Origin of the sequence: Enterobacter wuhouensis (genome assembly GCF_035835995.1) — a bacterium.
Taxonomy (GTDB): Bacteria; Pseudomonadota; Gammaproteobacteria; order Enterobacterales; family Enterobacteriaceae; genus Enterobacter; species Enterobacter wuhouensis.
Genome location: NZ_CP142124.1, coordinates 2,947,942 through 2,961,248, shown reverse-complemented (window position 1 = coordinate 2,961,248; position 13,307 = coordinate 2,947,942). Strand labels below are relative to the sequence as shown.

The window sequence follows — 13,307 nt, the reverse complement described above, 5'->3', positions numbered from 1 at the left end:
CCCGCGCAGCGCGATCCGGCATTTTCCCCGGCGGCGCGGTGCTTGCCGGGGCTACATCTGAGGACTCATGCTATGCCTGATGACCATCGCGTTTACAGTTATTCCGCCGTCCTGATGGGATCGCCCATCCTCCTCAAACTCTTTTCCCATGATGAAGCTCTCGCGTCGTGCGTATTTCGCCTGATTAAACAGTACGAAGATCTGCTTACCGTCAACCGCGCGCATTCGCAGGTGATGGATATCAACCATGCTGCCGGCCAGCATCCGGTTGCGGTGAGTCGTCCGGTATTCGAGCTTATCCGCTGCGCGAAAGCGGCGAGCATGCTCAAGGACAGCGCCTTTAATCTTGCCATCGGTCCGCTGGTGAAGCGCTGGAGGATTGGCTTTCGGGGCGACAGCGTTCCGCCTGCCGATGAAATTACGGCGCTGCTGGGCATAACCGATCCTGCGGATGTGGTGCTGAATGAACCGGACAGCAGCGTCTTTCTGGTGAGAGAAGGAATGGAGATCGACCTCGGGGCAATCGCCAAAGGCTATATCGCCGACAGGGTGCGGGATTATCTGCGCAAAGAGGGGGTCGATCTGGGATTGATTAACCTCGGAGGAAATATCCAGACGTTAGGCTCGCCGGAAGGGGGCTGGAGCGTCGGGCTGAAAAAGCCCTTCGCGGGTGAGGCGCTGATTGGCGCGATGACGGTAGAGAACAGGTCCGTCGTCACCTCGGGAACCTATGAGCGCTACTTTGAGCAGGACGGCAAACGCTATCATCACATCCTTGACCCGCGAACCGGGTATCCGCTGGACAACGAGCTGGACAGCGTCACCATCGTGTCGAAAGATTCCATCGACGGGGATATCTGGACCACCCTAATGTACGGCATGGGCGTGGAGAAAGGCTGTGCCGCGCTGCGCGCGCGCCCCGATATCGAAGCCATCTTCGTGACCAAAACAAAAGAAGTGGTGATCTCTTCAGCGCACCACTTCCGCTTTGCCTTGCTTGACGACAGCTACCGCGTTACTGGCAGTACTGTTTAAGTAACGCCGTCTGCTCGGGCTGGAGACGATAGCGATACACCGGACGCCCGGTGGCGCCGTAGTGGATGCTGGTGAACAGAATATTAATCTGCGCCAGCCAGATCAGGTACTTGCGGCAGGAGACGCGCGAGATGTTCACCGCATTTGCCAGATCGTCGGTGGAAAACTCCATGCCGGGGTGGGCGTCGATCCACTGGCAAATGGTGCGCAGCGTTTGCGGGGTTAATCCCTTCGGCAGCTTCTTGCTGTCCGCCAGCTCTGGCGCGCCGCCGTGCAAAAGCCTGTCCACATCTGCCTGCTCATAGTACTGGTGCGAGCCCATCAGGCTGTGCTTTGCCTTCCAGCCGTTCAGCGCCTCTTCAAAGCGCGGGAACTGGAAGGGTTTGATCAGGTAATCCACCACGCCGTAGTGCATGGAGGTCTGGATCGTAGTCGCATCGGAGGCTGAGGAGATCATAATGACGTCGATCGGGCGGCCTGAGGCACGGATGATCGGCAGCAGATCCAGGCCATTATCCTGCTGCATATAGACATCCAGCAGCACCAGATCCACCGGCTGGTCGGGGTTGCTGATAATGGCCTCAGCCTGGTTGAGCGTGGAGGCGACGCCGCAGCAGCTAAAACCCTCAACGCGGTTGACGTACAGACGGTTGAGGTCGGCTACCATGGCGTCATCATCGACAATTAATACATTTATCACGCGATATTCCTCTCGCTATCCCAGGGGATGTGAACAAAAAATTGGGTAAATACGCCAGGTTCAGACTCAACGGAAATGTCACCGCCCAGATTCTGAATTTGCTGACGCGCAAGGAACAAACCAACGCCCCGGTTTTCACCTTTTGTTGAGAAGCCCTTGGTAAAAATATCGTCCAGCTGGACGGGATCGATGCCGGGACCGTCGTCGCTGACTTCGCAGCTGAGCCAGCCGTTTTGATAGTGTAACAGCAGAGTGATTTCGCCTTCCGGCTGGCCTTCCATTGCGTCCAGTGCGTTTTCAATTAAGTTACCGAGGACGGTAACCAGCACCGCCACCTGCTCTTCGTTGGCGGTATCGGGTATCTGGCATTCGTCTGCCAGGCTAAGCGTAATGCCCGCTTCTTTCGCCCGGTTGATTTTACCCAGCAGGAACCCGGCGATGACCGGCGATTTCACCTTGCTCTGGATAGTGCCGATATCCGTCTGATAGTTTTGCGCCGTCTGGATGATGTACTCTTCCAGCTTGTCGTAGCGCTTCATGTGCAGCAGGCCCAAAATCACGTGCAGCTTGTTCATAAATTCATGGGTGTGGGCGCGCAGGGCATCGACATAGTTGACCATGCCGTCGATACGCTGCATCAGCTGGCTGATTTCCGTTTTATCGCGGAAGGTCGCGATCGCCCCAATCACCCGGTTTTGACTTTTGACCGGCACCATATTGCACAGCAGAAGCCTGCCGTTACAGCTGATCTCCCGGTCCTGCCGGGCGACGCCGGTTTGCGACACCTCGCGCAGGCTGGCCAGCAGCGGGGCGCTGGCATTCTCGGATTGCTGGCCGGAAGGCAAAAGCAGGATCTCCCTGGCGGTGTGGTTGATCATCGTCACCCGCCCCTGATTGTCGACGGCCAACACCCCCTCACGCAGCGACTGCAGCATCGCCTGCCGCTGCTCAAACAGGGCGGAGATTTCGTATGGCTCAAGCCCAAACAGGATGCGCTTGAGCACCCGCACCAGCCCCCAGATGGCCAGCGAACTCATCAGGATACTGAACAAAATGGTCCACACGGCGTTCAGGCGCCCGCGCGCGATCTGGTTCTCGACTTTGTGCAGCGAGATACCGACGACGACAACGCCGATTTGCTCATGCCGGGCGTTATAGACGGGCGTGAAAACGCGTAGCGCCTCGGCGAGCGCGCCCCGGTTAACCGAGACATTCTCTTTTCCTTCCAGCGCGGGCGTCAGATCGTCGCCGATAAAGTGCAGGCCCAGCAGCGCTTCGTTGGGATGCGAGTAGCGAATACCGCGCATATCGGTCACCACGGTAAAGAGCAAATCGTTGCGCTGCGTTACGGCCTGAGCGATGGGCTGAATGATATCGGCCTGAGGCGCCTGCATCAGGCCACGCTTAACCTCCGGGCTATCGGCAAACGTCCTTGCGATCCCCAGCGCCGTATCTTTCACGTCATCGCGGGTGGCTCGCGTGATTTGAGCCGAATAGAGCGCGAAGACCAGCAGCAGCACGGAACCAATAATGGCACACACCATCAGCGTGACCAGCGTGTTCAGCTTCATTGGGCGCTTGCGCGTCAGGGGAAAGGGCTGCAAATCGCTCATCAACACTCCGCGATATTTATCAAAGGGCTAATTATCGCTGATGACGGGCGTTTCATAAAGCCATGCGTTTTCGTGATGCTCCTCGCAGGTCAACCATATAAAACACTTTATAGTGTGTGGGAACTCATAATAAGGAGGCTGTTTATGAGCATTATGCTTACCGGTTCGGTCAAGGAAAGACGGCACGCCAGCACGATGAATATCGACAGATTGTCCACGCTGGACATGCTGAACGTCATTCACCAGGATGATGCCCAAATCTCTGAAGCTCTCACCCCCTGCTTAACAACAATTGCCCGCGCGGTGGATAACGCGGCGGCGACGCTGAGTCACGGTGGTCGTTTGGTCATCGTTGGTGCAGGCCCATCCGGCGATGTGGCAAAGCAGGCGGCCGATGAGTATGCGCCTGGTAAAACCCCTGTTATTGCTATCACCGCAGGCGATGATGCCGGAAGCTACGAGCGCGGCGTCGCCGATCTACAGACCATGAAGTTTGGCGAGCACGATATGATGCTGGCGGTGACCGTCAGCGGAAAAACGCCGTGGGTATGGGGGGCAATGCGACATGCGTGGTCGCTTGGCGCAACGGTTGCCGTCATCACCAGCGATGCGAAAAGTGAGGCTGCACAGCTGGCGAGCATGGTGATTGCGCCCGATGTAGGGCCGGACGTGGTGGCCGGGTATATCAATACCAAAGCCGGGATCGCGCAAAAAATGATCCTGAGCATGGTGACTACCGGGCTGGCGATTAGAACCGGGCGCGTTTACAGCAATCTGCGCGTGGATCTGGAGGCGAGCAGCACGAAGTGGGCCGAGCGTCAGATCGCGATCGTGATGGAAGCGGGGGGATGCACCCGAGCGGTGGCGAAAGCCGCGCTGGAGGGCTGCAACCATAACTGTAAAACGGCGGTGCTGATGGTGCTCACCGGTCTGGACGCCTGGAAAGCGCATGACCTGCTGGCGCAGAACAACGGGTTTATTCGCGTGGCGCTGCAGGAAGCGCCGTAGTGATGCTTTGGATATAAAAAAGCCCGCGAATGCGGGCTTTGACGTTTTTGGGGATTAGAACTGGTAGGTCATGCCTACGCCAACGATGTCGTCGGTCGCAATGCCGTTTGCTTCGTAGAAGCTTTCATCGTTGTCCAGCATGTTGATTTTGTAATCAACATAGGTGGAGAAGTTCTTGTTGAAGGCGTAGGTCATGCCCAGGTCGATGTAGTTAACCAGGTCCATGTCGCCGTGCTGACCCTGTGGATTGGAGCCGTTACCCAGGTAAGACATGTCCTTACCTTTGGAGTAAACCCATGCCAGGGAAGGGCGCAGACCGAAGTCGAACTGATACTGGGCCACGGCTTCGAAGTTCTGGGTCTGATCCGCAATACCGTAGTCACCGTACGGCGTCATGTTGCGGGTTTCGGCGTACATCATCGCCAGGTATACGTTATTGGCATCGTATTTCGCGCCCAGTGTCCATGCTTCTGCACGCTCACCGCCCGCATAACGCGCGCTGTAGCGCTTGCCATAAGCTTCTTGCTGATTCGAACGGTCAGAAGAGGAGTATGCCGCACCCAGGCTCAGGCCGGATAGATCGCCAGAGAAGTCGTAGAATGTAGACATACCGAAGCCGTCGCCGTTCTCGAAACGAACATCTTTCATCCTGCGGTTTTTAGTGCCTTCCTGATCTTCCGTTGCATCCTGTCCTTCATTCGCACCCTGGTACTGCAGCGCAAAGTTCAGGCCATCAACCAGACCGAAGAAATCTGAGTTACGGTAGGTAGCCAGACCGTTAGCACGGCCATTCATAAAGTTATCGGTCCAGGTGTAAGAATCACCGCCGAATACCGGCAGCATATCCGTCCAGGCTTCAACGTCATACACTACGCCGTAATTACGGCCGTAATCAAACGAGCCGTATTCGCCATATTTCAGGCCAGCGTACGCCAGACGGTTAAATGATTTGTCGTTCGCGCCTTCGGTATCGTTGGCGTAGGTTTTATATTCCCACTGACCATAACCTACCAGTTCATTAGTAATCTGGGTTTCGCCTTTGAAACCAATTTGCACGTAGGTTTCGTCGCCGTCGTCGCCCGCGTTATCAGAGAAGGTATGACGCGCATCGACTTTGCCATACAGGTCGACTTTGTTGCCGTTCTTGTTGTACATCTCTGCCGCATTTGCTGCGCCAGCCATTAATAAAGCGGGTACCAGAATTGCCAGAACTTTTCTTTTCATTATATATTCCCTTTAAATATAATTCATCTGAATATATGTAATTACCCTCCGTAATTACACCGTCGATACTATTCTACGGATTGTTATTTTGGTTCAAAAATAAATGTAATTAAATTGGTAAAAACATTGCAAAATATTTCAATTAATCTCTTTATTTTTCTCATGAATTAATTAATTGAAAATATAGGAGGTAATTATTATTAAGTATTTCGCATGTCTATTTTTTAACTGAGTTAATTTGGCTATGTTATAATTCACCCCTTAATTTTGTGTAACAGGAAGGATTGATGGAACTCACTCAGTGGCAGCAGCGCTTCGAATCCTGGCTTAATGAACATCACGCTTCCGACGACACCGCGCACGATATTTCGCACTTCCGTCGCGTCTGGTTGACGGCGCAGAAAATGATGCCTCATCACAGCGTCGACCCGCTGGTGGTGCTGACCGCCTGCTACTTTCACGACATTGTCAGCCTGCCGAAAAATCATCCCGAACGCAGCCGGTCCTCACGGCTGGCCGCGCGTCAAACGCGCGAGATTTTGCAGCGCGATTTTCCGGACTTTCCCGCAGAGCGCTACGCCGCCGTCGAACATGCTATAGAAGCGCACAGCTTTAGCGCGGGGATCGCCCCCCTCAGCGCGGAAGCGAAAATTGTTCAGGATGCCGATCGGCTGGAAGCCCTGGGGGCGATCGGTCTGGCGCGGGTGTTCGCCGTATCCGGGGCGCTGGGCGTCCCGCTGTTTGATGCGCGCGATCCTTTTGCAGATTCCAGAGCGTTAGATGACAAAGCCTTCGCGCTCGATCACTTCCAGACGAAGCTGCTGCGCCTGCCGGAGTCGATGCAAACGGACGAGGGGCGCGAGCTTGCCCGCCACAATGCCGATTTTCTGATTCAGTTTATGGCCAAACTGAGCGCCGAACTGCAGGGTGACTGCCTGGGGCTGGATAGCCAGGTATTGAGCCGCTTCCGCCGCAGTTTGCGTTCATGAACTGTGGTAATCTGTTTCGAGTCTTTATTGTGCGGTTAATAGAATGCAGGAAAATCGATCAGTGACCGAGCCCGCGCCCCAGCAGGCCGAGAAATCAACGGCAACGGTGCAGGCGTTATTGCACCAGCTGCTGGCTATCTATGATGTCAAATCCCTGGCTAACCAACTGGTGGCACAGGGCGAGAGCCACTGGAGTCCGGCCATCCTCAAGAGGCTGCTGACCAGCGAGCGCGCAGGGCACCGCCTCAGCGAAGGGGAGTTCCGGTATCTGCAAACCCTGCTGCCGCGTCCTCCAGCGGCGCATCCCAACTATGCTTTCCGATTTATCGATCTGTTTGCCGGTATCGGCGGCATCCGCCACGGCTTTGAGGCCATCGGCGGCCAGTGCGTGTTTACCAGCGAGTGGAACAAACATGCGGTGCGCACCTATAAAGCCAACTGGTACTGCGATCCCGATGCGCACAGCTTCAACGCCGATATTCGCGATGTGACCCTGAGCCATAAAAGCGACGTATCCGATGCCGAGGCGGCCCGGCATATTCGCGACGCGATCCCGGCACATGACGTGCTGCTGGCCGGCTTCCCGTGCCAGCCTTTTTCGCTCGCCGGGGTATCTAAAAAGAACGCGCTTGGACGCGCCCACGGGTTCGCCTGCGACACCCAGGGAACGCTGTTTTTTGATGTGGTCCGCATTATTGATGCCCGCCGTCCGGCCATATTTGTGCTGGAAAACGTTAAGAATCTAAAAAGCCACGATGGCGGTAAGACCTTCCGCATCATCATGCAGACGCTGGACGAACTGGGCTACGACGTGGCTGACGCAGAGCACATGGGCGCAGACGATCCCAAGATTATTGACGGTAAGCATTTCCTTCCGCAGCACCGGGAACGCATCGTGCTGGTGGGCTTCCGCCGCGACCTCAATCTGAAGGGCGATTTCACCCTGCGCGATATTCCGGCGCTGTACCCGGCGCGCCGTCCAGCCATTGCCGACCTGCTTGAGCCCGCCGTCGATGCGAAATTTATCCTGACCCCGGTGCTGTGGAAATACCTTTACCGCTACGCCAAAAAGCATCAGGCAAAAGGCAATGGCTTTGGTTTTGGCATGGTCAACCCCAACGATCCGCACAGCGTGACCCGCACGCTCTCGGCCCGCTACTACAAGGATGGCGCAGAGATCCTTATCGACAGAGGCTGGGATAAGGCGCTTGGCGAAAAAGACTTCGACGATCCCCACAATCAGCAGCATCGTCCGCGCCGCCTGACGCCGCGCGAATGTGCGCGACTGATGGGGTTTGAAGCGCCGCAGGGCTACAGCTTCCGCATTCCGGTGTCGGATACGCAGGCGTATCGTCAGTTTGGCAACTCCGTCGTGGTGCCTGCGTTTGCGGCAGTCGCAAAGCTGCTGGCATCGCGCATCAGGCAGGCCGTTGCGCTGCGCCAGAGCGAGGCCGTCAATGACGGATGTGCACAATAAAGCAACGCGGAGTAAAAACATGCGTGCCATCGGCACGCGTGATACCGCAATTGAAAAGCGGCTGGCCGGGCTGCTGACCGAGGCCGGTTTTGATTTCCGGGTTCAGGACGCGGCCCTCGCCGGACGGCCTGATTTCGTCATCGACGCGTATCAGTGCATTATCTTTACCCACGGCTGTTTCTGGCATCATCACGACTGCTACCTGTTTAAGGTTCCCGCAACGCGCACTGAATTCTGGCTGGATAAAATCGGCAAGAACGTCGCGCGCGACCGGCGCGATCTGTCCGCCCTTATTGCGCAGGGCTGGCGGGTGCTGATCGTCTGGGAGTGCGCGCTGCGCGGCAGGCTAAAGCTCAGCGATGCGCAGCTGACGGAAAGGCTGGAAGAGTGGATCTGCGGCGGCGGTCAGACCGCGCAGATCGATACCCAGGGTATTACGGTTTCTCCACCCCGCACGGGGTGATAACCGGCTTTGCAGGCAGCAGATATTTGCCCAGCGTCACCAGCACGACGGCAAAGACAATCACGCCCAGCGCCAGCCACTCCACCGGCGACAAGACTTCACCGGCAAAACTGGTGCCGAGCAGTACCGCGACGACCGGGTTAACGTAGGCATAGCTGGTAGCAACCGCGGGCGAGACGTTGCGGATCAGGAACATATAGGCATTAATGGCAATGATAGATCCAAACAGCGCCAGATAACCGACCGCCAGGAAGCCAGAAAGATCCGGCATCGTCGTCAGCTTTTCGCCCGTCAGCGCGGAGGCAGCCAGCAGCACAATCCCCGCAGCCAGCATCTCAATCGCACCTGCCATCATGCCGGAGGGCAGCTCAATGCGCGAGCCGTACACGGAACCAAAGGCCCAGCTCATCGACCCGATAAGGATCAGCAGTGCTCCCCACGGATTACCGCTCAGGTTGCCGCCGCTGTTGAGCAGGATTATCCCGGCAAGCCCGATGCCGATGCCCAGCCATTCCAGCTTGCGGGTACGAATGCCAAAAAGACGGCTGAAGCAGAGCGTAAACAGCGGAACCGTGGCAACCACCACCGCGGCAATACCGGAGGGGACGTTCTGGTGCTCGGCGACGGTGACAAAACCGTTGCCCACGGCCAGCAGCAGCAGGCCAATAAGAGCGGCGTTAAGCATGGGGCGCAGAGAGGGAAGCTTATGCCCGCGCATCAGCAGGAAGGCCAAAAGCAGCACGCCGGCAGACAGGAAGCGAATTCCCGCCATCATCAGCGGCGGCCAGCTTTCCACCCCGATACGAATGACGAAATAGGTGGAACCCCAGATGATATACAGCGAAAAAAGCGCTCCAATGAGCGGTAATAATTGCCGGAAACGCATAATCCCTCACGACGAAATAAAAAGGTCGCTGATAGTAAACGTCAAAACTATCGGCGTGGCGAGTCCTTTAATTGTGTAGTTGATGTGAATTTTTTGTTGACGTGAGGTGCCTGTTTCAGGGTTTGCGCTTTTGCTCCATACTATTCACTTAATTACCAAAAAAAGAAGGATAGAGATTTTGGCAGGAAGTAGCTTATTAACATTGCTGGATGATATTGCCACGTTACTCGATGACATTTCGGTGATGGGAAAACTGGCAGCCAAAAAGACGGCGGGCGTGCTGGGAGACGATTTATCGCTAAACGCGCAGCAGGTGAGCGGGGTAAGGGCGAACCGCGAGCTGCCGGTGGTCTGGGGCGTGGCGAAGGGATCGTTCCTCAACAAGGTGATACTGGTTCCGCTGGCGCTGCTGATCAGCGCGTTTATTCCCTGGGCAATTACGCCGCTGCTGATGATTGGTGGGGCATTTTTGTGCTTCGAGGGCGTGGAAAAGGTGCTGCACACCATTGCGTCGCGCAAAGAAAGCGACACGCCAGAGGTGCGCCAGCAGCGTCTTGAGGCGCTGGCGGCGCAGGACCCCAAAACCTTTGAGCGCGATAAGGTGAAAGGCGCTATTCGCACCGACTTTATACTCTCGGCTGAGATCGTGGCGATTACGCTCGGTATTGTATCGGAAGCGCCGCTGCTCAATCAGGTGCTGATCCTCTCCGGGATTGCCATTCTGGTCACCGTCGGCGTCTACGGCCTGGTGGGGCTGATCGTCAAGCTGGACGATATCGGCTACTGGCTGGAGGAAAAATCGAGCGCGGTTGCCAGGGGTATCGGCAAGAGCCTGCTGGTGCTGGCGCCCTGGCTGATGAAGAGTTTGTCCATCGTGGGTACGCTGGCGATGTTCCTCGTCGGAGGCGGCATCGTGGTTCACGGTATCGCACCGCTGCACCACGCCATCGAAGGCTTCGCCTCTGAGCAGGGGGCCGTGGTGGCCGCCGTTCTGCCGATGCTGGTCAACCTGGTGCTGGGCTTTATCATCGGCGGCATCGTGGTCGCGGCGGTAAAGCTGGTCGAAAAGATGCGCGGCACGTCGCACTAATTGTTACCCGCAGCAGGATGCAGAAAGGCCATTCCTCGTCTAAATTGAAAACGTTTCACCCTGATACAGGAGGCAGGTATGGTCTTTGTAGTCAGTGATGAAGTTAAGCCTAAGAACGGCGGTCCTCGCATGATTGTCACCGGTTACGCCAGCGGAATGGTGGAATGCCGCTGGCATGATGGTTACAGTATCCAGCGGGAAGCGTTTCGTGAAGACGAGCTTCAGCCGGGAGACGGAAGGCAAAAGCGCGATAAGGCTTAATCACGTAACGCCCGGTTTTACCGGGCGTTTTACTGACCATACGAGCGAAGGGTAGCAATCAGGGAGAGAGTGTGCAGCGCGATACTTATGTTTTAAAACGGTCTTTTCTGCAATGGCTGCACAAGCGCAGCAATCCTGGCCTGATAGTTAACCTCTGTTTTTTGGTCGTCCTGATCTTCTCAACCCTCCTCACCTGGCGCGAGGTAGTGGTGCTGGAAGAAGCCTACATCTCCAGCCAGCGCAACCATCTGGCTACGGTCGCCACGTCACTGGACAGGCAGCTGCAGTTCAGCGTCGACAAGATGCTTTTTTTTCGCAACAGCATGCGCGACGCGCTGCAGACGCCGCTGGCATTTGGCGTACTGCACGATGCCGTCGGGCGTTTTGAAACGTTACGTCACACCGCCAACTGGCAAATCGCCGTCGATAAAAACCGCACGCTCCCGATTAACGGCGTCTCCGATGCCTTTGTTGAAAAGACCACGCTGCTCAACCGTGATGAAGAGCATCTGACCAACGAGCTCTCCGCCGCGCTTGAAGTGGGCTATCTGCTGCGGCTGGCCTCGTCCGGCACGCGGAAAGAGGAGAGGGTGGTCTATGTCTCACGCGCCGGATTTTTCCTCGCAACGGATACGCCTGCACGGCCGCAGGATATTTCTCCCCGCTATTATCAGCTGGTCACGCTGCCCTGGTTTAGAGAGCAATCTGACCGGGATAACCGTGCGCGGGCGGTGCGCTGGTTCATTTCACCCGCCTCAGTCTTCGTCGGCAACCAGCCGTTCATTACCGCCAGCGTCCCGATCTATTACAACCATTATTGGTATGGCGTGGTGGCGATGGACTTCACCTTTGCAACCATGAAGCGCCTGCTGGTGGATGCCATGGACGATCGCGCCGAAGGGGAGTATCAGCTTTACGATACCCGCCTGAATATGATCGCCACCTCGGAGACGCCCGCAGCCACGGGAAATCAGTTTGACGAGCGTGAGATGGCGCAGATTGCGCGTGCGATAGAAACCGATACCCAGGGCGGGATTCGTCTTGGAAGCCGTTTTATCAGCTGGGAGCGCCTGGACCACTTCGATGGCGTTGTCCTGCGGGTACATACCCTTCACGAAGGCGTACACGATGAGTTCGGCAGCATTAGCATCGTGCTGGCGCTTCTGTGGGCGCTATTTACCGCGATGCTGCTGATCTCCTGGCTGGTTATCCGTCGGATGGTCAGCAACATGTACACCCTTCAGCACACGCTGCAGTGGCAGGCGTGGCACGATCCCCTCACCCGGCTGAATAACCGTGGCGCGCTTTTTGAGCGGGCAAAAATGCTGGCTAAGCAGTGCCAGCAGCAGTCGTTGCCGTTTTCAGTTATCCAGATCGATCTCGACCACTTCAAAAGCATTAACGACCGGTTCGGCCACCAGGCGGGCGATAAGGTGCTGTCGCACGCGGGAGGACTGATTGCCAGCGCGCTGCGTCCCAACGACGTCGCGGGACGCGTGGGTGGCGAGGAGTTTTGCGTTGTGCTGCCGGGCGTCGGGCTTGCGGAGGCGAGCGCGGTGGCTGAACGCATCCGCGCGCGAATCGACAGTAAAGAGATACTCGTGCAAAAAAGCACAACCCTGCGCATCAGCGCGTCGCTTGGCGTGAGCAGCGCGCAGGAAAAGGACAACTACCAGTTTGAACAGCTACAGTCTATTGCAGATGCACGCCTGTATGAGGCCAAGCAGGGCGGGCGTAACCGGGTTGTGTCGAACGGTCACGAGAAGAAGTGATTGAGCCCTTCACGCCAGCCTGCCGGGCCGGAGTGTTGCGTATGATACACCCGGGCCGGGTTATCATCCTTGAGCGTAATGCCGTGGCGGTTGATACCCTTTATCGCCACTGCGAAGTCCACGCTGTTCAGAAGAGGGGCATCATTGGGGCCGTCGCCGAGTCCTAGCGTCGTGGGCACGGCGCCCTCGCGCGCGCGGTATTGCTCAACCAGCCAGCCGATCGCCACGTCCTTACCGCAGCGCGCGTCCAGCACGTGCCAGAAGCGTGCTCCCTGCAGGCACTGCAGGCCATGACCGGCCAGCGCCTCTTCAAAACGCACCATATTCTCATCGCTGTCGCGCCAGATAAGGGTAACGGAGGCTTCGTGCTGGCGAGCAAGCAAAGAACGATGTCGGTTCAGCCCCGTCCACTCGGCGATTACCCGCTCATCCACATCGTCAAAGGTGGTGAATTTGAAGCCTGTCTGCTCGCGAAGTTGCGCAAGTAGCGGATAAATCTCGTTATGCTTCATCCCGTTAAGATGACGCTTAACACTCTCCCAGCGCACGTCTGGCTGAATCACCGCACCGTTTTCGGCAATAAAGGGCAGGCCTTCCATGCCAAGATCCTGCTGAATATCCAGCATTTCGGCGGCCGTCTTGCTGCTGCAGAGAATGACCGGCACCTGATAATTTTGCAGTTTATCCAGCCAGGGTTGCGCTGGCTGCCAATCATAGGTGTGAATATCCAGCAGCGAGCCGTCAAGATCGGAAAAAATCAGCAGCGGGTCCTGAAGTGAAAGCATAAGG

The 13,307-nt window shown here is 56.6% G+C and carries 13 protein-coding genes; 8 read left to right on the top strand and 5 right to left on the bottom strand.

What is annotated here, in order from left to right; translation table 11 throughout:
* The first annotated feature begins 72 nt into the window (after nt 1–72).
* Nucleotides 73–1,035 (top strand): FAD:protein FMN transferase, encoded by a 963-nt coding sequence (locus tag VPX56_RS14285; RefSeq protein ID WP_326467148.1) that lies wholly within the window; start codon nt 73–75, stop codon nt 1,033–1,035.
* Here the strand turns inward: VPX56_RS14285 and dcuR are convergent.
* On the bottom strand, nt 1,016–1,735 hold the full coding sequence (dcuR, locus tag VPX56_RS14280; protein WP_326467146.1) for a two-component system response regulator DcuR: 720 nt from the start codon (nt 1,733–1,735) through the stop codon (nt 1,016–1,018). The genes VPX56_RS14285 and dcuR overlap by 20 nt on opposite strands.
* Nucleotides 1,732–3,348, bottom strand: a complete 1,617-nt coding sequence (locus tag VPX56_RS14275) for a sensor histidine kinase (RefSeq protein WP_326467144.1) — start codon at nt 3,346–3,348, stop codon at nt 1,732–1,734. Before VPX56_RS14275 ends, dcuR begins: the two co-directional genes overlap by 4 nt.
* 144 nt (nt 3,349–3,492) lie before the next feature.
* Between VPX56_RS14275 and VPX56_RS14270 the strand changes: the two genes are divergently transcribed.
* Nucleotides 3,493–4,356: an N-acetylmuramic acid 6-phosphate etherase gene (locus VPX56_RS14270; RefSeq protein ID WP_326467142.1), complete on the top strand. Its 864-nt coding sequence runs from the start codon at nt 3,493–3,495 to the stop codon at nt 4,354–4,356.
* Nucleotides 4,357–4,410: 54 nt separating this feature from the next.
* Here the strand turns inward: VPX56_RS14270 and ompC are convergent, their stop codons facing one another.
* Nucleotides 4,411–5,580: a porin OmpC gene (gene ompC / locus VPX56_RS14265; RefSeq protein WP_326467140.1), complete on the bottom strand. Its 1,170-nt coding sequence runs from the start codon at nt 5,578–5,580 to the stop codon at nt 4,411–4,413.
* Between the two features lie 287 nt (nt 5,581–5,867).
* On the opposite strand from ompC, the gene VPX56_RS14260 reads away from it, so the two are divergent.
* The 3 genes from VPX56_RS14260 (at nt 5,868) to VPX56_RS14250 (ending at nt 8,509) form a co-directional block, all read left to right on the top strand.
* Nucleotides 5,868–6,569, top strand: coding sequence for a phosphohydrolase (locus VPX56_RS14260; protein WP_326467138.1), 702 nt, complete (start codon nt 5,868–5,870; stop codon nt 6,567–6,569).
* Nucleotides 6,570–6,630: 61 nt separating this feature from the next.
* The gene (locus VPX56_RS14255) at nt 6,631–8,046 is read left to right on the top strand and encodes a DNA cytosine methyltransferase (RefSeq protein WP_326472068.1); all 1,416 of its coding nucleotides are present in this window, start codon (nt 6,631–6,633) and stop codon (nt 8,044–8,046) included.
* A complete protein-coding gene (locus VPX56_RS14250; protein WP_326467136.1) occupies nt 8,027–8,509 on the top strand; it encodes a very short patch repair endonuclease in 483 nt (160 codons plus the stop codon). The genes VPX56_RS14255 and VPX56_RS14250 overlap by 20 nt, the downstream gene beginning before the upstream one ends.
* On the opposite strand, the gene yedA is transcribed toward VPX56_RS14250, so the two are convergent.
* The gene (yedA, locus tag VPX56_RS14245; protein ID WP_326467134.1) at nt 8,481–9,395 is read right to left on the bottom strand and encodes a drug/metabolite exporter YedA; all 915 of its coding nucleotides are present in this window, start codon (nt 9,393–9,395) and stop codon (nt 8,481–8,483) included. The genes VPX56_RS14250 and yedA overlap by 29 nt on opposite strands.
* Before the next feature lie 175 nt (nt 9,396–9,570).
* On the opposite strand from yedA, the gene VPX56_RS14240 reads away from it, so the two are divergent.
* From VPX56_RS14240 to dgcQ, 3 genes are all read left to right on the top strand, one after another.
* Nucleotides 9,571–10,485: a DUF808 domain-containing protein gene (locus tag VPX56_RS14240; protein WP_407655153.1), complete on the top strand. Its 915-nt coding sequence runs from the start codon at nt 9,571–9,573 to the stop codon at nt 10,483–10,485.
* A gap of 78 nt (nt 10,486–10,563) precedes the next feature.
* Nucleotides 10,564–10,746 (top strand): YodC family protein, encoded by a 183-nt coding sequence (locus VPX56_RS14235; protein WP_131632122.1) that lies wholly within the window; start codon nt 10,564–10,566, stop codon nt 10,744–10,746.
* 71 nt (nt 10,747–10,817) lie between these two features.
* Nucleotides 10,818–12,518: a cellulose biosynthesis regulator diguanylate cyclase DgcQ gene (gene dgcQ / locus VPX56_RS14230; protein WP_131632123.1), complete on the top strand. Its 1,701-nt coding sequence runs from the start codon at nt 10,818–10,820 to the stop codon at nt 12,516–12,518.
* Here the strand turns inward: dgcQ and VPX56_RS14225 are convergent.
* Nucleotides 12,503–13,303, bottom strand: a complete 801-nt coding sequence (locus VPX56_RS14225) for a mannosyl-3-phosphoglycerate phosphatase-related protein (protein WP_326467128.1) — start codon at nt 13,301–13,303, stop codon at nt 12,503–12,505. The two genes, dgcQ and VPX56_RS14225, sit on opposite strands and share 16 nt — an antisense overlap.
* Nucleotides 13,304–13,307: the final 4 nt, after the last annotated feature.

Excerpts from the sequence above, each read along its gene's own strand:
- VPX56_RS14285 (WP_326467148.1), top strand. The coding sequence starts at position 73 with ATGCCTGATGACCATCGCGTTTACAGTTATTCCGCCGTCCTGATGGGA.
- VPX56_RS14275 (WP_326467144.1), bottom strand. The coding sequence starts at position 3,348 with ATGAGCGATTTGCAGCCCTTTCCCCTGACGCGCAAGCGCCCAATGAAG.
- VPX56_RS14270 (WP_326467142.1), top strand. The coding sequence starts at position 3,493 with ATGAGCATTATGCTTACCGGTTCGGTCAAGGAAAGACGGCACGCCAGC.
- ompC (WP_326467140.1), bottom strand. The coding sequence starts at position 5,580 with ATGAAAAGAAAAGTTCTGGCAATTCTGGTACCCGCTTTATTAATGGCT.
- VPX56_RS14260 (WP_326467138.1), top strand. The coding sequence starts at position 5,868 with ATGGAACTCACTCAGTGGCAGCAGCGCTTCGAATCCTGGCTTAATGAA.
- VPX56_RS14250 (WP_326467136.1), top strand. The coding sequence starts at position 8,027 with ATGACGGATGTGCACAATAAAGCAACGCGGAGTAAAAACATGCGTGCC.
- yedA (WP_326467134.1), bottom strand. The coding sequence starts at position 9,395 with ATGCGTTTCCGGCAATTATTACCGCTCATTGGAGCGCTTTTTTCGCTG.
- VPX56_RS14235 (WP_131632122.1), top strand. The coding sequence starts at position 10,564 with ATGGTCTTTGTAGTCAGTGATGAAGTTAAGCCTAAGAACGGCGGTCCT.
- VPX56_RS14225 (WP_326467128.1), bottom strand. The coding sequence starts at position 13,303 with ATGCTTTCACTTCAGGACCCGCTGCTGATTTTTTCCGATCTTGACGGC.